At 57.2% G+C, this 18,875-nt stretch carries 16 protein-coding genes; 10 read left to right on the forward strand and 6 right to left on the reverse strand.

What is annotated here, in order from left to right:
• Positions 1 to 37: 37 nt before the first annotated feature.
• Positions 38 to 1,714: a cytochrome D1 domain-containing protein gene (locus tag I9182_RS05745; RefSeq protein WP_209597150.1), complete on the reverse strand. Its 1,677-nt coding sequence runs from the start codon at positions 1,712 to 1,714 to the stop codon at positions 38 to 40.
• A 243-nt stretch (positions 1,715 to 1,957) separates the two neighbouring features.
• Here I9182_RS05745 and I9182_RS05750 point away from each other — a divergent pair, with 243 nt between their 5' ends.
• Positions 1,958 to 3,154, forward strand: coding sequence for an NnrS family protein (locus tag I9182_RS05750; protein WP_209597152.1), 1,197 nt, complete (start codon positions 1,958 to 1,960; stop codon positions 3,152 to 3,154).
• Positions 3,155 to 3,182: 28 nt separating this feature from the next.
• Here the strand turns inward: I9182_RS05750 and I9182_RS20365 are convergent, their stop codons facing one another.
• On the reverse strand, positions 3,183 to 4,289 hold the full coding sequence (locus I9182_RS20365) for a Hint domain-containing protein (RefSeq protein ID WP_245222505.1): 1,107 nt from the start codon (positions 4,287 to 4,289) through the stop codon (positions 3,183 to 3,185).
• Between the two features lie 264 nt (positions 4,290 to 4,553).
• On the opposite strand from I9182_RS20365, the gene I9182_RS05760 reads away from it, so the two are divergent.
• Genes I9182_RS05760 through I9182_RS05785 form a run of 6 tightly spaced genes read left to right on the forward strand, consistent with a single transcriptional unit; the run spans position 4,554 to position 9,972 of the window.
• Positions 4,554 to 5,003: a cytochrome c gene (locus I9182_RS05760; RefSeq protein WP_209597154.1), complete on the forward strand. Its 450-nt coding sequence runs from the start codon at positions 4,554 to 4,556 to the stop codon at positions 5,001 to 5,003.
• A 16-nt stretch (positions 5,004 to 5,019) separates the two neighbouring features.
• A complete protein-coding gene (locus tag I9182_RS05765; protein ID WP_209597156.1) occupies positions 5,020 to 6,387 on the forward strand; it encodes a cbb3-type cytochrome c oxidase subunit I in 1,368 nt (455 codons plus the stop codon).
• The gene (locus tag I9182_RS05770; RefSeq protein ID WP_209507057.1) at positions 6,387 to 7,202 is read left to right on the forward strand and encodes a CbbQ/NirQ/NorQ/GpvN family protein; all 816 of its coding nucleotides are present in this window, start codon (positions 6,387 to 6,389) and stop codon (positions 7,200 to 7,202) included. The genes I9182_RS05765 and I9182_RS05770 overlap by 1 nt, the downstream gene beginning before the upstream one ends.
• A gap of 9 nt (positions 7,203 to 7,211) precedes the next feature.
• The gene (locus I9182_RS05775; protein WP_209597158.1) at positions 7,212 to 9,134 is read left to right on the forward strand and encodes a VWA domain-containing protein; all 1,923 of its coding nucleotides are present in this window, start codon (positions 7,212 to 7,214) and stop codon (positions 9,132 to 9,134) included.
• Entirely contained in the window at positions 9,131 to 9,679 is a 549-nt protein-coding gene (locus I9182_RS05780) for a cytochrome c oxidase subunit 3 (RefSeq protein WP_209597161.1), read from the forward strand. Before I9182_RS05775 ends, I9182_RS05780 begins: the two co-directional genes overlap by 4 nt.
• A gap of 5 nt (positions 9,680 to 9,684) precedes the next feature.
• Positions 9,685 to 9,972 carry a cytochrome C oxidase subunit IV family protein gene (locus tag I9182_RS05785; protein WP_209597163.1) on the forward strand — a complete coding sequence of 96 codons (288 nt, stop codon included), beginning with the start codon at positions 9,685 to 9,687 and terminating at the stop codon, positions 9,970 to 9,972.
• Between the two features lie 54 nt (positions 9,973 to 10,026).
• On the opposite strand, the gene hemA is transcribed toward I9182_RS05785, so the two are convergent.
• A complete protein-coding gene (hemA, locus tag I9182_RS05790; RefSeq protein WP_209597165.1) occupies positions 10,027 to 11,250 on the reverse strand; it encodes a 5-aminolevulinate synthase in 1,224 nt (407 codons plus the stop codon).
• A 185-nt stretch (positions 11,251 to 11,435) separates the two neighbouring features.
• Here hemA and I9182_RS05795 point away from each other — a divergent pair, with 185 nt between their 5' ends.
• The 3 genes from I9182_RS05795 to glp all read left to right on the forward strand — a co-directional run bounded on the left by I9182_RS05795 (position 11,436) and on the right by glp (position 14,704).
• Positions 11,436 to 12,128, forward strand: coding sequence for a Crp/Fnr family transcriptional regulator (locus I9182_RS05795; protein WP_209597167.1), 693 nt, complete (start codon positions 11,436 to 11,438; stop codon positions 12,126 to 12,128).
• Between the two features lie 139 nt (positions 12,129 to 12,267).
• Positions 12,268 to 13,278, forward strand: a complete 1,011-nt coding sequence (locus tag I9182_RS05800) for a D-cysteine desulfhydrase family protein (RefSeq protein WP_209597169.1) — start codon at positions 12,268 to 12,270, stop codon at positions 13,276 to 13,278.
• A gap of 181 nt (positions 13,279 to 13,459) precedes the next feature.
• On the forward strand, positions 13,460 to 14,704 hold the full coding sequence (gene glp, locus I9182_RS05805; RefSeq protein ID WP_209597171.1) for a gephyrin-like molybdotransferase Glp: 1,245 nt from the start codon (positions 13,460 to 13,462) through the stop codon (positions 14,702 to 14,704).
• Here the strand turns inward: glp and I9182_RS05810 are convergent.
• The 3 genes from I9182_RS05810 to I9182_RS05820 all read right to left on the reverse strand — a co-directional run bounded on the left by I9182_RS05810 (position 14,701) and on the right by I9182_RS05820 (position 18,808).
• Positions 14,701 to 17,121, reverse strand: a complete 2,421-nt coding sequence (locus I9182_RS05810) for an FAD-dependent oxidoreductase (protein WP_209597173.1) — start codon at positions 17,119 to 17,121, stop codon at positions 14,701 to 14,703. The genes glp and I9182_RS05810 overlap by 4 nt on opposite strands.
• Positions 17,122 to 17,274: 153 nt before the next feature.
• On the reverse strand, positions 17,275 to 17,514 hold the full coding sequence (locus I9182_RS05815) for a hypothetical protein (RefSeq protein ID WP_209597175.1): 240 nt from the start codon (positions 17,512 to 17,514) through the stop codon (positions 17,275 to 17,277).
• A 136-nt stretch (positions 17,515 to 17,650) separates the two neighbouring features.
• A complete protein-coding gene (locus I9182_RS05820; protein ID WP_209597177.1) occupies positions 17,651 to 18,808 on the reverse strand; it encodes an aromatic ring-hydroxylating dioxygenase subunit alpha in 1,158 nt (385 codons plus the stop codon).
• Between the last annotated feature and the right edge of the window lie 67 nt (positions 18,809 to 18,875).

An 18,875-nucleotide genomic window follows, 5' to 3' on the forward strand; every position in this document is an offset into this window, starting at 1 on the left:
GAGGGGCCCGCCCTTTCCGGTTTAAGTTGCGAACCCGTCAGGTGACGTGGTTCGACCGGTTGTGGACATTGAATTTGCCGGTCGGGGCGTAAAGCCCGTCAATCCGACCGATCTCTTCCAATGTCTTGGCGTCGAAGATCACGATCTGGCCATTGGGTTCTTTCGAATCCGACAGGTTCCACTTGGAAACCCAAACCTCGGTACCATCGGCGTTGAATTCGAAGTGAACAGCGGCGCTGCCTTCGTCTTCGGTGATCTGAATGGTTTTCACGATCTCACCGGTCTCTTTCGAGATGACCTGAACCGATTGCTGAATTTCCGGCTCGGGGTGTTTGGTCTGGTCAGCCCAGATGTAGTCCGAGTTCGGATGGGTACGGACAAACAGGCCGGGGCCGTCGGTTTCCACCTCGTAACAGGTTTTCCAGGCCTGATCCGGGTGACCTTCTGGGTCGTTGCCCCAGACTGTCACGGTGCCGACGCCCAGGTGGGTTGTACCCGCCACAGGTCCGCAGTTCGGGTCAATCCAGTTGGCGCCCGGACCGGGGTGCGGCAGGGCAGCGGTGTCGATCATCGCCTCAAGCTTGTGCGTTTCGGTATCGACAACGACCATCTTGTTCGATGCGTTTGCCGCGATCTGGAAGTACCGGCCTGTCGGGTCGAAGAACCCGTCATGCAGGAACTTGGCGCTGTCGATCTTGTCGATCCGCAAATTGTCGAGGTCGGTGTAGTCAACCTGCCAGAGCTGACCCAGCTCTTTCACGGCAACAATCCATGTGGGTTCATTCGGTGTGGTGTAGATGGCGGCCACACGGCTTTCTTCCACATATTCACCGTCCACGTTGGTTCCGCGCGTCGAAACGACTTTCAGCGGTTCCATGGTCTGCGCGTCAACGATTGCGAAATGCGGCGGCCAGTATCCCCCACCGATGACGTATTTACCGTCACCCGACACGGCAACATCTCGCGCGTCATAGGCAATCTTGACTTCTGAAACCAGCATCTTGTCCGGCGTTTGCCAGAGGTCGATCTTGGTCATCTTGCCGTCACGGCCCATTGTGTACCAGAAACGTCCGGGCGTTTCGGGTTCGGTGATGTTGTGATGCTCTGAAGCTTTCAGGACGTGCACGGCGTAGCCAGTCGGAATATGCGTCAGCACTTCTTTCGTGTCACCGTCGATGACGGCAACCTTGCCCACATCGCGTTCGATGACGACAAAGAAGTTTTCCCAGTTGCGGCCGTGCAGCGGCTCGGTCGGATAATCCGCTTCTTCGACATAAACCTTGCGGGTTGCCTTCATCTGTTCCAGCGACATTTCAGGCGGCTTCGGGGCCTCCATCATGATGTAGGTCGCCATATCCTTGATTTCCTGCTCGGACATGATGTCCGAGAAGTTGTTCATCCCGCCTTCAGTTCCCCAGGCGATGATTTTCTCAAGGCGTTCCTGACCCAGTTTCAGAGTGCCGCCTTCGGTTACGGTGCCGTCGGCTGCGGTCTTTTTCCAATGCGGTTCCAGGTTTTTACCGGTTGCGCCTTTGCGCAAAACCCCGTGGCAGCCTGCACATTGTTCAAAGTACAGTTGTTTCGAAGCTTCAAAGGCTTCGTCGCTAAGCGTTGGCTCGTCGGCAAAAGCTGGAGCAGCGACGCTGCCCAACAACATTGCCAATCCGACCCCAAAAGCGCGGCCGGTCTTGTTGTAGCTGATTCCAAGTGACATGATCACTCTCCATTTGCGTGGTGAGGCAATGCAGAGACTGATCCATCACGGGATTGTCATCCTTGACCAAAGTCAACGGGCGCGGCGCTAACTTCGTTCTTTGGACAAAAACCAGGTTCAGATTTCGCCAATAAAACCTGTTTTTTTCACACATGTTTTTGGCGTCTTGATTTCGGTTAAGTGCCCCAATCCCGTCGGACGGTACTGCTTATTGAATGACGAGATGGGCCATGGAGAGCAGGCATGTCATCTGCAATATCGCGCATTTTCAGCGAAGGGTTTCGGATATTTTTCCTTTCCGCCGGTCTTTATGGTGTGTTTGCCGGTGTCGCTTGGGGTATTTGGCTGGCCTCATTGGATGGGCTTTTACCTTATGACGAGCAAAGTTATGGAATGCCCCCGGTCATGTGGCATGCCCATGAGATGATTTTTGGCTATGCAACGGCGGCACTGGGTGGGTTCTTTCTGACGGCAGTTCCGAACTGGACCGGGACGCCCGAAGTGCGGGCGCGATTTGTCACGGTCGTAGCGCTGATCTGGATGGCGGGGCGGCTGGCTGTGTGGTTATCAGGGTCGCTCTCTCCGACTACCGTCGCAATTATCGATCTGAGCTTTGTTCCAATTCTTGTCCTGAAAATTGCCAGCCAGCTGATACGCAGGCCCAAGCCACAGAACATGGTATTTCTGTATCTCCTGAGTTTGGTATGGGTGGCCAACCTGATGGTTCATCTGGAATGGATTGGTATCACCACAGACACGTTGAATACCGGGGTGCGCGCAGGGCTGCTGACCTTGTGTTCTATGATAGCGATACTGGGGGGACGGATCACACCAGCCTTTACGCGCAATGCAATGAAACGCGACGGTGTACCCGAAGCCCTGTGGCCGGTTTCAAATGCGCCGCTGGAAAAGGCCGTGATGGCGCTCGCCCTTGTGCTGCCGTTGTTGGTGCTGACCTTGGGCAGTGTTTCGTTGGCGGGTATCTGCGCGCTGCTGCTGGGCGGCGCCCAGCTGATGCGCATGGCACGGTGGAGAGCGGGTTGGGCGCTGCGGCAGCCGATCCTGATTGCTCTGCACTTAGGCTTGATGATGCTGGCCCTTGGGTTGTTGCTGTGGGGGTCTGCCGTCATCGGATATGGTAATGAGATCGGCGCGCTGCACATTTTGGGGATCGGGTGTGTTGGTGGCATGACCCTTGCCGTCATGAGCCGCGCCGCCCTTGGCCACAGTGGCCGCCCCCTTGTTGCACCGTCGCCCATGGCGGTCGGATACGGGCTTATGGCGGCAGCGGCTTTGGTCCGCTGGCTGGGGTCCGGGCTGGCAGGTGGATATATGACCGCCATGCTGACGGCTGACGGGTTATGGATTGCCGCAATCGGGTTGTATCTGTTTTCCATGTGGCCCGCGCTGACGGGCCCGCGCGCAGCAAAGCACGGCTGACACCGGAACCGTAAGCGCGGATTACAGTTCAGAATATCAAAGGGCGTTCGTTCTTTACGTGGCGGGACACGAGCGCACGAGCGCGTCTTCCGTTTTCAGGTATGTGCCGCACAGACTGAGGAACGTGCCAAGGGGTCTCTAGTTCCGGAAACAGGTCGAAGATTTCTGCCCTTGCTTCTGGGGGAACGCTGGACAGAGCCTGTGCGCCGACAAAAAGGCTTTCTGACGGGGCACCTTCTGCGAAGATGATTTCATGGCGGTCGAACAATAGATGGTAATACGTGACTGACAGGGTGTCTTTTGCAACGCTGATACCAGGGCTGGCGGTAAGAATGCGCGCGGGGACCAGGATCTCCTCTGTGTCAAACATTCTGACGGCGATCCGGGATCGAACCAACATACGGTGCTGTGGCGAAACAAGCAGGTCGCGTTTTGGCAAGTCACACCCCAAGGCCCCGGCCTTGATGAGGATTGGAAGCAGCTTGGGTTTTTTCACCAGCTCCTCATGCGATAGGTTTCGCGTTCCGATCCAACGTATGTGTTGCGGTCCGTTGTCGGCAGTCACGACCATGTCACCCACCTTCAGATCCTCGATGGGCATCGGACCTTCTGGCGTCATGATAAGTGTTCCGGCAGTAAAGCACGGCACGTCAATGATGGCAGCCGGGTCAGTTGTGTCGGGCGCATTGGTCGGCGTGACGTTCACGATGTTCATCGAGTAGGTCGTACCGGGCACAAGAGGTTCAGAGGTAATATAGCCGCCCAATACGCCGTCAACTTCGACGCGATATACAGTAATTGTGCCCCCGCCTGGTTTGGACAGAACGTAGGATTCTTCCAGGTATATTGGGCCGCTTAGAAAGGTGGTCGAACCATCGAGGGTGGTGATAGTACCGGTCTGCGTCAGGTCATCACCGTCTTCGTTGTCAAAGCGGTCACCGTTGAAAACATCCCCTGTATCGGGGATAGGTGGTCCGCCGCCGTTTTGAATAAAACCACCGGCTGCGTCAGTCACGCTGAACAAACGACGATCCGTGTCGGGATCAAAATTGACATCCAACGTAACCGTGTCCGGCCCAATCGTATTCACCGTGATGACACCGGGTGTATAACCGATATAGGAATAGTTCGCCATTTTTGCCCATCAATCTTTGAAGCGGAATTTTCACCTTTTCTCAGGTGGTTGATTACGTCCGGTATATCAAGAAGTCGACGCGAAAGTGTTCACAATTGCCTCAGATTTCAAGGCGACCATAAGGTCATTTCGTTAATCTCGGTGTTTGCGGATCTCTGATCTTGTTCCTGAGGATACTTTAGAAGTCTTGACTTTCGTTAAGGCAGCCCTGTGACCCGCACGTCATGTTGCCTGCACTAGCTAATCTGCGCAAAGGAGAGCGCGATGCGAGAAGTCATGACAAAGAGCATGGCTCGCAACATATTCTATGGCGGGTCACTGTTCTTCATCCTCATCTTTCTGGCTCTATCAGCCCATTCACATCTGTATATCGTCAATTCCGAAAATGCCGCGAAGCTCGACGAAAGTGTGGTTCGGGGCAAACATGTTTGGGAAAAACACGCCTGTATCAACTGCCACACGATCCTTGGCGAAGGGGCGTACTTTGCCCCTGAGGTCGGCAATGTGATGACACGTTGGGGCGTGTTGGACGACCCGGAATCGGCCTTTGAATCCCTCAAGGGCTGGATGGAGGCACAACCCACCGGCATTCCCGGTCGTCGGCAGATGCCGCAATTCAACCTCAGCGACGAAGAGATCCGGGATCTGACCAACTTCCTGATCTGGACGGACAATATCGACGCTCAGGACTGGCCGCCCAACGAGGCTGGCTGAGAAGGGGAATGGAGCAATGAAATACGAATCCCAAAAAATCGCCTATGCCTACTTTGCGGTAGCCATGGCGTTGTTCGCGATCCAAGTGATCGGCGGCCTGCTGGCCGGTCTGATCTATGTGTCGCCAAACTTCCTGAGCGAGCTTCTGCCGTTCAATATCGTGCGGATGCTGCACACCAACTCGCTGATCGTCTGGCTGATACTGGGCTTTTTCGGGGCGGCCTATTTCCTGATCCCGGAAGAGGCCGAGCGTGAAATCCACTCGCCCAAGCTGGCCTATTTGCAGCTGATCATTCTTGTGGTCGGTACGTTGGGCGTGGTTTTGACCTATGTCTTCAACCTGTTCGAAGGAAACTGGCTGCTGGGCAAAGAGGGGCGCGAGTTCCTTGAGCAACCCAAATGGGTCAAGGCCGGTATCGTCGTTGCCGCGCTGATCTTCCTTTACAACGTGTCCATGACCGTTCTGAAGGGCAAGAAGACTGCCATCACCAACATCCTGTTGTTGGGTCTGTGGGGTCTGGCGCTGCTGTTCCTGTTTGCCTTCTACAACCCGGGCAACCTGTCTCTGGACAAGCAATACTGGTGGTATGTTGTCCACCTGTGGGTCGAAGGTGTGTGGGAACTGATCATGGCGTCGATCCTGGCGTACCTGATGCTGAAGCTGACCGGTGTGGACCGAGAGATCGTCGAGAAATGGCTTTATGTCATCGTCGCCGCTGCGCTGTTCTCGGGCATTCTTGGAACAGGTCACCACTACTATTGGATCGGTACTCCCGGTTACTGGCAGTGGATCGGTTCGATCTTCTCAAGCCTCGAGGTGATCCCGTTCTTCGCGATGATGGCCTTTGCCTTCGTCATGGTCTGGAAGGGCCGTCGTGACCACCCTAACAAGGCCGCGCTGCTGTGGTCGCTGGGTTGTGCAACGCTTGCCTTCTTCGGTGCCGGTGTCTGGGGCTTTCTGCATACGCTGCACGGGGTGAACTACTATACCCACGGAACGCAGATCACGGCGGCACACGGTCACCTGGCCTTCTACGGCGCCTATGTCTGCCTCAACCTTGCGATCTTCAGCTATGCGATGCCGATCCTGAAGAACCGTGATCCCTATAATCAGGTTCTGAACATGGGCTCGTTCTGGCTGATGACCAGCGGCATGGTCTTCATGACCTTCGTGTTGACCTTCGGCGGCACCGTGCAGACACACATGCAGCGCGTGGTCGGAGATTACTTCATGGACGTACAAGACCAGATCGCAATCTTCTACTGGATGCGTCTGGGTTCCGGTATCGTCGTGGTCCTTGGTGCGCTGCTGTTCATCTACTCGATCTGGGTTCCCCGGAAAGAAGTCATTGAACCCGGCGCGGCTGAAACCCCTGCGGAGTGATGGATATGGATGGCTCCATGAAACTGAATGAGGGGGCGGCAAACGCCCCCTTCTACCTGCCCCAAGGCGACGAATGCGATGTATTTACCGCAGCGTATAACAACGATTTGCCAGTTCTTCTGAAAGGTCCGACGGGCTGCGGCAAAACCCGCTTTGTCGCCCACATGGCCGCAAAACTTGGCCGCCCGCTTTATACAGTAGCCTGCCATGACGATCTGGCCGCCGCCGACCTGATTGGGCGCTATCTGCTGAAAGGCGGGGAAACCGTCTGGGTTGATGGCCCCCTGACCCGCGCGGTGCGCGAAGGTGCGATCTGCTATCTCGACGAGGTGGTCGAGGCGCGCAAGGACGTGACCGTGGTGCTGCACCCGCTGACCGACGACCGGCGCATCCTGCCGATCGACCGCACCGGAGAAGAGCTGGAGGCCGCGCCCGGTTTCATGCTGGTGGCGTCCTACAACCCCGGCTATCAGAATATCCTGAAAACCCTCAAACCCTCGACCCGGCAACGGTTCATCTCGCTGGAGTTCGACTTTCCCTCGCCTCAGAAGGAAGCCGAAGTGGTCGCGCAGGAAAGCGGCCTGCCGCTGGAACGCTGCAAGCCGCTGGTGCGGCTGGCAGGTAAGCTGCGCGGGCTCAAGGGTCAGGATCTTGAGGAAGGCGTTTCCACCCGACTGGTTGTTTATGCCGCAACACTGATCGCACAGGGCATGTCCACCGACCGCGCCATCCTTGCCGCCATGATCGAACCTCTGACGGATGACGAGGATATCAAACGCGGGCTCCTCGATCTTGTTACGGCTGTCTTTGGGTGAGGCCGGCCGATGGTCAAGATCGATTTTGAGCCATGGGAACCCGAAGAAACGATCGGGAAACTGTGGCACTCCCTTGCCAGCCGCCTCGATGCACCTGAGGTGCACGATGGAGCCGCGGTCGACCTTTCTGAGGTCGCGGGGCGGCTGGCCGTCCTCTTTCGAGGGCTGGGCGGTGGTCCGGGCGTAGAATTGCGCCCGGTCTCGCCCGAGGTTTCACACCACCGTCTGGGTTGGCTTCGTCGTCTGGCAACAGAGGCAGAACTGATGCCACGCGCCTCGTTCGATGGTGAAGTTCTGCGCCTACCGGACCGGCTGGCGGTTTTTCCTGCCCGCGAAGCCAACGGCGCGCTGTATGTCTGGCTGGCCGCCGCGGCTGCCCATGCCGGAACGCGAATTGATGAAGACGACCCGCTGCGCGCCGACCTGCGATCGCTGATTGCCGCGCAGGGCATGGTTGATGCGACCCTGGACGACGCCCCCGGCCTGCGCCCACTTTATACCGAACTTTGCAAGGGCGTGTTGCATCAGCGCGATATTCCCAATCTGCCACCGGTTGAGGACGCAGTCGAAGAGCTGATCCGCCATAAGTTGGGCGACTCTCAACAGCTGTCGGTGAAAGCTGAGCAGCTTCTGACACTGGACGATAACCTGATCGCCCCCCGCGGCTATCAGCCTATGCGCCCGGTTCCCTTGTGGCCCGAACTGCGCGCGGTTGGCTTTTCCGAACATAACGAGGTGGAAAACCCCGATACCGAAGGCCCGCCAGAGGAATCCGGCGAAAAGACGCACCGTGCCCGGCGCCGTAGATCGGATCAGGCCGAGCGCAGCGACAGTTTCATTCTGCATAAGTTCGAAGCCATCCTCAGCTGGGCCGAGTTCCTGAACATCAACCGCCGCATCGACGATGACGATCCCGACAACGCCAAGAAAGCGGCCGATGATCAGGAAGAGATTGGCCTGGGTCAGATATCAAAGGCCCCCCCAACGCGGCTGAAGCTGCACCTTGATCTGGCACCCGAGGATGTGAACCGCGAGCGTCTGTCCGGCCGCATCCTCTATCCCGAATGGGACGTGCGATCGGGCCGGTATCTGCCAGATCACGTCAACGTCCTGCTGTCGGATGCGGATATCCGCGACGACGCTGCCGCCTTCGGCAAGGACCCTGCCACCGCCCGCCGCATCCGCGCGGTCAAACGCCAGTTCGAGGCGCTGCGCCCCGGTCGTGTGATGACACGTGGCCATCTGGACGGTGACCAGCTGGATATCGAAGCCGCCGTGCGTGCCGAAACCGACCGCATGGCCAGCGGCGAAAGCAACGACCGCATTTGGCAACAATCCCGTCCCGAGGCGCGCGACCTGGCAGTCTCGATCCTGCTGGATGTCAGCCGTTCCACCGAAAGTGCCGTAACCGGCCGCGCCGTGATCGACATTGAACGTGAAGCTCTGGCCGCTTTGGCCTGGGGCCTGAACGCCTGCGGTGACGATTTCGCCATTCATGCCTTCAGTTCGCTGAAACGCCAGCGCGTCTATGTCCAGCGATGCAAACGGTTTGATGAGCCGATGGGTGCCAAAGTTGAACAACGTATCGCGTCGCTGCGACCAGGCCATTACACGCGGCTTGGGGCCGCGATCCGTCACTGTTCAAAGGATTTGGCAAGTCAATCCCGCAAGCGCCGCCTGTTGCTGGTGATCACCGATGGCAAACCCAATGATCTTGACCATTACGAAGGGCGCCACGGGATAGAAGACACCTGCATGGCCGTGCGCGAAGCACGCCGCGCCGGGCAATCGGTTTTTGGCGTCACCATCGACAAAACCGGCAAAAGCTGGTTCCCGCGCATGTTCGGACAGGGTGGGTTTGCGGTTATTCCTGACCCACACCGCCTGACCATGGCTCTACCGCAGATCTACCACCAACTGGTCGGAGCATGAGCGAAACCTCTTTCATCGACGAGCTGCCGGGCGAATTGCTGATGTGGGTTCTGATTATCAGTGAGTTGCTGGTTTTTGGTGCCGGGCTGATCGCGTTCATGGGTGTTCGCCTGACCGACCCCGCAGGCTTTGCCGAGGCGCAATCGCATCTTTATCGAACAGGTGCAGCCTTTAACACTGCAATACTGGTCACATCTGGTTATCTGGCCGCGCAGGCCCTGAACTGGCGCCGCGCAGCATTCCGGTTCAAGGCCAGGCTTGCCCTGACAGGCGCGGCCGTACTTGGAATCGCATTCCTGGTTATCAAAAGCGTGGAATATGCTGGAAAGGCGGGGCAGGGCATTACCTATGAAACCCACCCGTTCTTCATGTTCTACTACCTGCTGACGGGGTTTCACGCGGCGCATGTTCTGGCCGGGGTGGGTATCCTGTTGCTGGTCGCGTGGCGCGATGATCCTCGTAACATCGAAGCGGGCGCACAGTTTTGGCACATGGTCGATCTGGTCTGGATCCTGCTGTTTCCCGTGATTTATCTTCTGGGATAAACAAGATGCCGGCAATTTCATCTTTTGCTAAATACTCCCGCCGGAGGCGTCCGAACTCACTCACCAGCGCGTGGCTGGTGCTTTTGGCGCTCAGTCTGGCCTCAACGCTTTTGACCCTGATGAAATCGCCAGACGTACTCATTGCAGGCGGTATCCTGCTCCTTGCACTGATAAAAGCCCGTGTAATTCTGGCCCGATATCTGGACCTGGTTGAAAGTCCGGGCTGGCTGCGGGGCTTCACCATGGTTCTGACGGGGTTCTCTGTGGTGATCTTCGCACTGTACCTGATCTGAAAAAAGCCGCCCCCAAAAAGGGGCGGCAGTTTTCCAAGCAAAGGGACGCTCAGGTTATTGTGCGGCCATAGGCATCCGCGCGATCTGACAGCGCTGCCACAGCGCCGACAAGGCGCCCACTAGATGATCGATATCGTCATCCGTATGGACGGGTGACGGCGTGATCCGCAGGCGCTCGGTTCCTTTTGGAACTGTTGGGTAGTTGATCGGCTGAATGTAGATGCCAAACTCCTCAAGCAAGGTGTCTGAAATGAATTTGCACTTCACCGGGTCGCCAACCATCACCGGGATGATATGGCTGGGGTTGGGCAAATGCGGAATGCCCTCGGCATCCAATCGGGCGCGCACCTGCGCCACACGGGTTTTTTGCAAGTCACGCTCGGCACCTGAATGTTTCAAATGCCGGATCGAAGCGGCGGCGCCGGCTGCAATCGATGGGGGTAGGGCAGTGGTGAAGATGAAACCACTGGCAAAGCTGCGGACAAAATCACACAGCGCGGCTGAGGCCGCGATATACCCACCAACCACGCCGAAGGCTTTGCCCAACGTGCCTTCGATGACGGTCAGGCGATCCGTCAATCCTTCGCGTTCGGCAATCCCGCCACCGCGCGGGCCGTAAAGGCCGACGGCATGAACCTCGTCCAGATAGGTCATCGCGCCGTATTTGTCGGCCAGTTCGCAGATTTCCTTGATGGGAGCGATGTCGCCATCCATAGAGTAAACCGATTCAAATGCGATCATCTTGGGTGCGTCGGGATCCGCTGCGGCCAGTTTGGCGTCCAAATCCGCCAGGTCGTTATGTTTCCAAATCACCTTCTGGGCACGCGAATGCCGGATACCTTCGATCATCGAGGCGTGGTTGAGCGCGTCAGAAAACACGATCAGCCCGGGAATTCGCGCCGCCAATGTCCCCAAAGCAGCCCAGTTCGACACATATCCCGAGGTGAACAGCAACGCGGCTTCTTTCTCATGCAGATCGGCTAGCTCAGCTTCAAGCAGAACGTGATCATGCGTGGTGCCCGAGATATTGCGTGTACCGCCAGCGCCAGCGCCGCAGCGATCCAGTGCGTCGTGCATGGCAGAGATCACCGAAGGGTGCTGCCCCATGCCCAGATAGTCATTAGAACACCAGATCCGCACATCCCGCTGGACCGGTCCGTCAGTTTGACGCGCGTTCGGGAACGCACCGCGACGGCGTTGCAGGTCGATGAAAATCCGGTAGTTGCCTTCGTCTTTCAAAGTGTCGAGGCTCTGGCTGAAAAATTGCTCGAAGTCCATCTGGCGTGCTCCCCGGATAATTGAAATCTCGTTGAACCTATGCCAGTGGCGCGCGCCCTTACATGACAATAGTCAAGTTGGAGATCGAGAAAAGGGTGGCACCCCCGCGCTGGCTTTGGCATAGCATGACACGGGGTTGATCATCCGGGGATGTTCCCGGAGCGGACGAATAAGGGGCTGCCTTCTTGTCACACGAGGCACAAAAGATAGTTGCGCGGCAGTCACTGCTCCTGCGAAGCCTGCCAGAGCAACATGTCGATACTCTGCTGCGTCAGGCCGTCTGGCGGCAATATGATCGAGGCGAGACGATCTTTCTGCAAGAGGAAGAGGCCAAGGCCGTACATGTTGTACTGGCTGGTTGGGTCAAGTTGTTCCGCATTTCCCCGACCGGTGCCGAAGCCGTGGTGAGCGTTTTCACGCGCGGTGAAAGCTTTGGCGAAGCCGTTGCACTGCGCAATGTGCCCTATCCGGTGTCGGCCGAAGCGGTATCCCCATGTGAGATCATGCACATTCCAAGTCCGGTGCTGCTATCGCTGATGAAGCAAGATCCGGAAATTTGCGTATCAATCCTGGCGGCCACATTCACGCATCTGCATTCTCTGGTGGCGCAGCTCGAACAGCTCAAGGCCCAGACCGGTGCGCAGCGCGTCGCGGAATTCCTGCTGAATCTGTGTGATAGCGATGCCGGCCAGTGCGAAGTTGAACTGCCGTATGACAAGATGCTGATCGCCGGGCGTCTGGGGATGAAACCCGAAAGCCTGAGCCGCGCGTTTTCGAGGTTGAAACCAGTCGGGGTGAAGATCAACCGAAACCACGCGGAAATTGCTGACATGGATGTATTGCGAAATTACGCGGAAAGCGACCCGAGCGAGAAATAGAGCCACCTGGATATTTCTCGGGGCAGAGAACAGGCCAAGTCCGATCCGCGATCTTTCTCACAAGCACCTTCCTTACTATTCTTACCGGATATGCCCTTTCCCGCGCGATGCTGAGTGGGTGAGTTGATGGACCGCAGACATGACGATTGAACAGAAATTGGCCGGTTTCCCCCGCGCGAGACTGATGACAGCTGCTACGCCGGTTGAACGGCTTGATCGTCTGTCCGACCAGCTTGGTCTGGATCTGTGGATCAAACGGGATGATCTGACAGGATTGAGCTTTGGTGGCAACAAGACCCGACAGCTTGAATTCTATATGGGTGAAGCACAGAAACAGGGGGCAGATACCATTCTGATCACCGGCGCTGTGCAGTCCAATTTCGTGCGCACGGCTGCCATGGCTGCATCGAAGCTTGGGATGGACGCCGTGCTTCAACTGGAAGAGCGCGTACCGGATATGGGAGAACATTATTATTCCTCGGGAAATGTTCTTCTGGCCCGGCTTCTGGGTGCCGAGCACATTCACTACCACACCGGAGAAGACGAGGCCGGGGCCGACAATGCCCTTCACGTTCGGGCAGATCAGCTTATCGATGAGGGCGGAAAGCCATATGTAATTCACTTGGGCATCGATCATCCGCCCTTGGGGGCGTTAGGCTATGTGGCCGGGGCCGCCGAACTACTGGATCAGATCGCCGATTTCGACGTGGCGGTGGTGCCATCCGGCAGCGGTTCGACCCATGGCGGGTTTCTGGCCGGGCTGCGTCTGGCTGGCAACACGGCGCCTGTTTTTGGCATCTGCGTTCGCCGCGACCGCCACCAGCAACATGCGCGGTTGCAAAAGATATTGGAACGGTTGTCCGGTATGATGATGTTTGACCCGGCTCTGGTCATGAATGACATCCTCACATGGGACGGCGCATTGCCTCCTGGATACGGGCGAATAGGCCCGTCCACACGGAAGGCGCTTGCACTGATGGCGCGCGCCGAGGGTATTTTTCTGGATCCGGTCTACTCGGCCAAAACCTTTGCAGGTTTGTTGGAATTACGTGAGAACGGCACCATTCAACAGGGCCAGAAAGTTGTGCTGTTGCATACGGGTGGGCAACCGGCGCTGTTCGCTTATCAGGAAGAGTTGATCCCGGTCTGAGAACCATCCGAGAAGCCACTGTAGTGGAAGTCACGCTTAGCCCGCCATCCCGTCGTTTCGAAGCACCACGCGGTGACACGTGACCTATGTCAATGACAGCACAGCGGACGTCGTGTCGGTTGAGCGAGCCTGGCCCACCTTAGAATGGGTGGAGACATGTTCGCAGAGTTGGAGGCTGGATATGGCTGATGGATGCGGCTGTGATCGACACGCGCATATGTATCTGAGCGTGGATGAAGCCCTGTGCCGGGGCCGGTCCGCTGCTGATCCGATCACAGAAACGGAAACGCTGCCTTTGGCCGCTGCAATAGGGCGAATATTGGCCCGCGACTGTTTCAGCAAGGTCAATATGCCCGCTTTCGACAATTCGGCAATGGATGGCTATGCGGTTCGAACCGCCGATCTTGGCGATGCCGCCCTGTTCCAGATGGCTGTTGCGGGTCGCATCGCGGCGGGGGACAGCGGATCTCATGCTGCACCTGTGGGTAGCGCGCTGAGGATTTTTACCGGAGCGCCCGTTCCCTCTGATTACGACGCCATCGTCATGCAGGAAGATTGTGATGTTGTGGAGGGACAAATTCGCTTCAGCCGCCGTCCAAAGCCCGGGCAACATATCCGGCGTGCCGGTGAAGACCTTCATGCCGGAGCGCCGATCCTGCGGCGCGGCTGCGAGATTGGCCCGCGCGAGGTGGCAGCCCTTGCATCCGCCGGGTATGGCGAGGTCGTGGTGCTTCGCAAGTTGAAGGTTGCGATCTTTTCAACCGGCAGTGAGTTGCGCCAACCGGGTGAGCCCCTTGGACCGGGGCAGATCTATAACTCGAACCGTTACATGCTGCTTGCGCTGTTGCAGAAGCCCTGGATTGACCTAACGGACCGGGGGCAGGTTGAAGATGACCCCGAACTTTTGAAACAGGTCTTGCTGGACGCGACTGAGACCTCTGACCTGATCATCACGACCGGTGGTGTATCTGTCGGCGATGAGGATCATATGCCGCGTCTGCTCACCGAGATCGGTGGCGTAACGGATGTGATGAAAGTCGCAATGAAACCGGGCAAGCCTATCATATTCGGTCGGCGTGGCCGTGCGCTTTACATCGGTCTGCCGGGTAACCCGGTTTCTGCTTTTGTGACCTGGCAAATTATCGGATCGCAGATGATGGCGCGCCGTGCCGGTCTGCACCACACACCGCAGGCAGCCGTACAAGCAGTTCTGTCGGAACCTTTGTACCGTACCGCAGGCCGACAGGAATATCGCCCGGTTCAGATTGACGGTTACACACCGGACGGACGGCCCCGATTGCGTCTGATGGAGCCGTCCTACAGTGGTCGTGTTGCTTTGCTTGCGCAAGCGGATGGATTGGCGATCATCCCGGCGGAAGTGACGGAATATCCCGAAGGGCAAGGCCTTGAGCTATTGCAGTTTTAAGCCCTAAGCGCTTTTCCCGCGGCATCAAAGGGCGGTTCATGCAGGATTGTGGCCCTGTGTGGACGCCCCAGAACCATAACCTCGACCTCATCACCTCGCTGGGCGTTTTTTACATATCCCAAGGCCAACGACATTCCGACGGTGTAGCCATAGGTGCCCGAGGTCACCCGGCCGATCCCTTCGCCGTTCTTGAAGATCGGCTCACCACCTGTTGCATCCGCGTTGGACGCTGTCACATCCGCTTCGTTCAGGTGCAGGATCACCAGGTGTTCCCGAGCCGGGTTCCGCAACACTTTCTGCGCAGCTGCCTTGTTGAGGAAGTCCTTTTCAAACTTGCAGAGGCGATCAAGACCCACTTCATGTGGCCAATATTCCGGGCTGTATTCTCGGCTCCAAGACCCATAGCCCTTTTCGACCCGCATAGACATCAGCGCCCGGCTGCCAACAGGGCCAGCCCCGAACTCTTTGCCTGCCTCAAGCAACGCATTGTAGAGCCGCACCTGATCTTGGGTCGCGCAATGCAGCTCCCATCCCAGATCGCCGGTAAAGGAGACGCGCAGGGCAAGAACCTGAACCCCCGCCAGCTCGATCTTGGCGGACCGCATGAAGGGGAAATCTTCGGTTGCCAGCGATGTGTTGGTCAGTCGTTGCAGGATGTCGCGGGAGTTGGGTCCGGCCACGTTAAAACCGCACATCGCTTCAGTTTTGCTTTCGAAAGTGGTGCCTTCAGGCAGCGGAACCTGTTTGAAAAAGCGCTTGTGATACCGCTCTGCCATGCCCGAGCCGATCACCCAGAACTCGTCATCAGCCACGCGGGTGACGGTAAAGTCGCCTGCAATACCGCCGCGCTTTGAAATCAGTGGGGTCAGACAGGACCGACCAACGGTTTTGGGCATGGTGTTGGCAAAGACGGCGTTCAGCCAGTCTGCCGCACCCGGACCCTTGCAGACATATTTGGCGAAGTTCGAGATATCGATGATCCCGGCACGGTCACGCAACATCCTGCATTCCTCGCCCACCGGTCCCCACCAGTTCTGACGGGTAAAGCCATTGGTGTCTTTGGTGTCGGGCGTTGCGGCAAACCACAGCGGATGTTCCCAACCGGCGTTCAGGCCAAAAACCGCACCCATGGCTTTCTGCGCCTCATAGATCGGGCGAACCCGTGCCGGACGACCGGCGCCGCGTTCTTCATTGGGGAAATGGATCGCAAACCGATGACTGTACTGATCTGCCACGCGCGCTTTGGTGAACGCCTTGGTGGCCCAGCTGTCAAAACGCGCCAGATCCCAGGCGAACATGTCGTATTCCGTTTCACCTTCGATGATCCATTGCGCTGCCATCAGGCCCATGCCACCCGATTGCGAGAAGCCGGGGATGATACCATTGCAGCAGAAATAGCCATCGACTTCGGGCACCGGCCCCATCAGAACGTTCGAATCCGGAGACCAGATCATCGGGCCGTTGATGACACGCTTGATCCCGGCTTCACCGACCGCCGGTAGGCGTTCAATCGCGTTCATCATGTTCTCTTCGATCCGTTCCAGATCATCTGGGAACAGGTCGTGGGCAAAATCCAGCGGTGTGCCTTCTTCTGCCCAGAACCTCATGTCTTTCTCATAAGCGCCGACCAGCAGGCCGTTGCCTTCCTGACGCAAGTAATACTCGCCATCCCGGTCTGACACAGATGGCAGGCGGGTGCCGTGGCTTTTCACATCCGCCATGGATTCGGTTACGAAATACTGGTGCTCTGTAGGTTGCAGCGGCAGCTCGATTCCAGCCAGTGCAGCAACCTCGCGCCCCCACAGGCCCGCTGCGTTCACCACCCAGCGTGTCCTGATGTCACCTTTAGGCGTTCTGACGATCCAGCTGCCATCCTCCTGCTGTTCGGTTGCAGTGACCGGAGTGAAACGGTGAATCTGCGCCCCGCGTTGACGTGCGCCGACCGCATAGGCGTTGGTCACGCCCGACGGGTCCACATTGCCGCCATCAGGTTCGAACATCACGCAACGGATGCCGTCGTAATTGACCAGCGGGTTCAGCTTCTGGGCTTCCTCGATGCTGATCTCATAGAAATTCATGCCATACAGCCTGGCCTTTGCGGCCTGTAGCTTCAGCTGATGTTCGCGCTCTTCCGTCTGGGCCAGGTATAGCGAACCGGGCTGGAATACTCCGCAGCTTTGACCGGTTTCAGCTTCCAGCGCTTTATACAGGCTCATCGTGTAATGCTGGATGCGGCTGATATTGGTACTGTCGTGCAATCCGTGAATGTTTGCGGCTGCGTGCCAGGTTGACCCTGAGGTCAGCTCGTCCCGCTCCAACAGAACAACATCCGACCATCCCAGTTTGGTCAAATGATACAGGATCGAGCACCCGATCACTCCTCCGCCGATGACCACGGCCTGAGCTTCGTTTCGCATTTTGGCTATCTCGCGCGTTTTCGTTCGCGCTTGTTCTTTCATGAAGACGGGCCCATCGACAATGTCGACAAAATTCGAGATCGAATGAAGTCAACTAAACTCAAACTTTTGGGAATTGCCTGACTGCGCGATACGCTTATGCAAACGAATTCGTCAGAACGTCAATCGGTGTGCACGGCCACGTTCAAACAGCTTTAGGTTCAACTCATCTGCTTCCGGCGCGCCGTATTCCAAAGCAAACACAAATGCGTGGGTCAGATAGAAACACGAGGCTTCATGATGCTGGCGCTCTTCGGCCAGAATCGCCGCTTGGTGATACAGCCGGATCAATGCGGGTACATCTTTTTCCGCATGGGCCCGCAAGAGTTGTTTGTCGAGTTCGTCCAGATCCACTGTGACCCTTTCGGTGAATTCACACCGGCTGTCCTCTAGGAGACAAAAGACTGCAACGCGGTCCCGTCTGCTGTTGTTACAACCGATCCGCGATCTGGTCAGAAGGGCCTGACCAGATCAACATTTTCAGGATTGCTTACACTTCAGCCCGGGCTTTTTCGATCTGAGTTGCCACCCAATGATGAAAACAATGGGTCGGGCCGTCCATCGCGGGCGAGAAACGGCCGCCATCGAATTTCACGCCGTGACGGCCTTTCTGCATGCCTTCAACCACAAAGACGTCTTCCTCGAACACCGTTTTCCACAGTTGCGCATTCTTGGCGCGCAGTGCCTCGTGTTCTGGAGCGTCTTCCGGTTTTTTGGCGTAGTAGAGCTCAATCCGTTCGTTCGAACGCTCATGGGTAATCGGATCGATGAGGAAGGCGAAGCCGTGATCGCGCTGAACACCCAGCAGGGTATTCGGGTAAACGACGATATATTCCGCGCCGTCATTCCACTGCTCACTCAGATTCTCGAAATCATCCAGCTTTTCGCCATCGTGACCTTCGAACTGGCGGTAGACATAGGTGCCCTGACCCGAATATTTGCCCAACTCGTTGATGTTGTAGTGATCCTCCAGACGCGAATAGCTGTTCAGGCCGGGATGAACCCAGGGCAGGTGATAGCTTTCGCAGTAGTTCTCAACAGCCAGTTTCCAGTTCGAGTTCAACTCAAGATAAACCGATGCGCCAGCGCCACCGTGATACATCGGTTGATCGAATTCTTTCCAGCGTTCCATCAACTCGCCATGGACATCTTCGAATTCCGGCGCGTCGCCGCTGACATTGACAAAGACAACATCCCGCCAGACATAAGAGCGGATACGGATAAGGCCCAACTCGGCAAAATCCATATCCTCATGGGTATTTTGCCCGGGGCCACCGACATGAGGGGCGGTCCGCAGTTCACCATTCAGGCCATAGCACCAGCTGTGATAGGGGCAGCGGATCGCGCCGCGGATCTTTTGCGGCTTGTCGACCAAAATCATGCCGCGATGGCGGCAGGTGTTCTGGAACACTCCGATCTGACCGTCGCGATCACGAACCATCAAGAGCGGCACACCCAGGAAATCGATCGGATACGCGTCGCCCGCCTCGGGAATGTCTTTGCCAAAGCCGATGCCGGACCAGTTCGCAAACAAGACCGCATCCCGTTCTTCGGCAAAAACTGCGGGATCAATATAATGCTCGTTCGGCAGACCCTTTGCGGTGTTTACCGGTGTCAGAACAGACGAAAGCGGTGCGTGCTTGTTCATCGGCCACTCCTGAGTGATTTTGAATGAGTTTATCGCTGCATCCATTGGCGGCTGAGGCCGTCCACGT

This window comes from Ruegeria sp. HKCCSP351 (assembly GCF_017872535.1).
Taxonomy (GTDB): Bacteria; Pseudomonadota; Alphaproteobacteria; order Rhodobacterales; family Rhodobacteraceae; genus Ruegeria.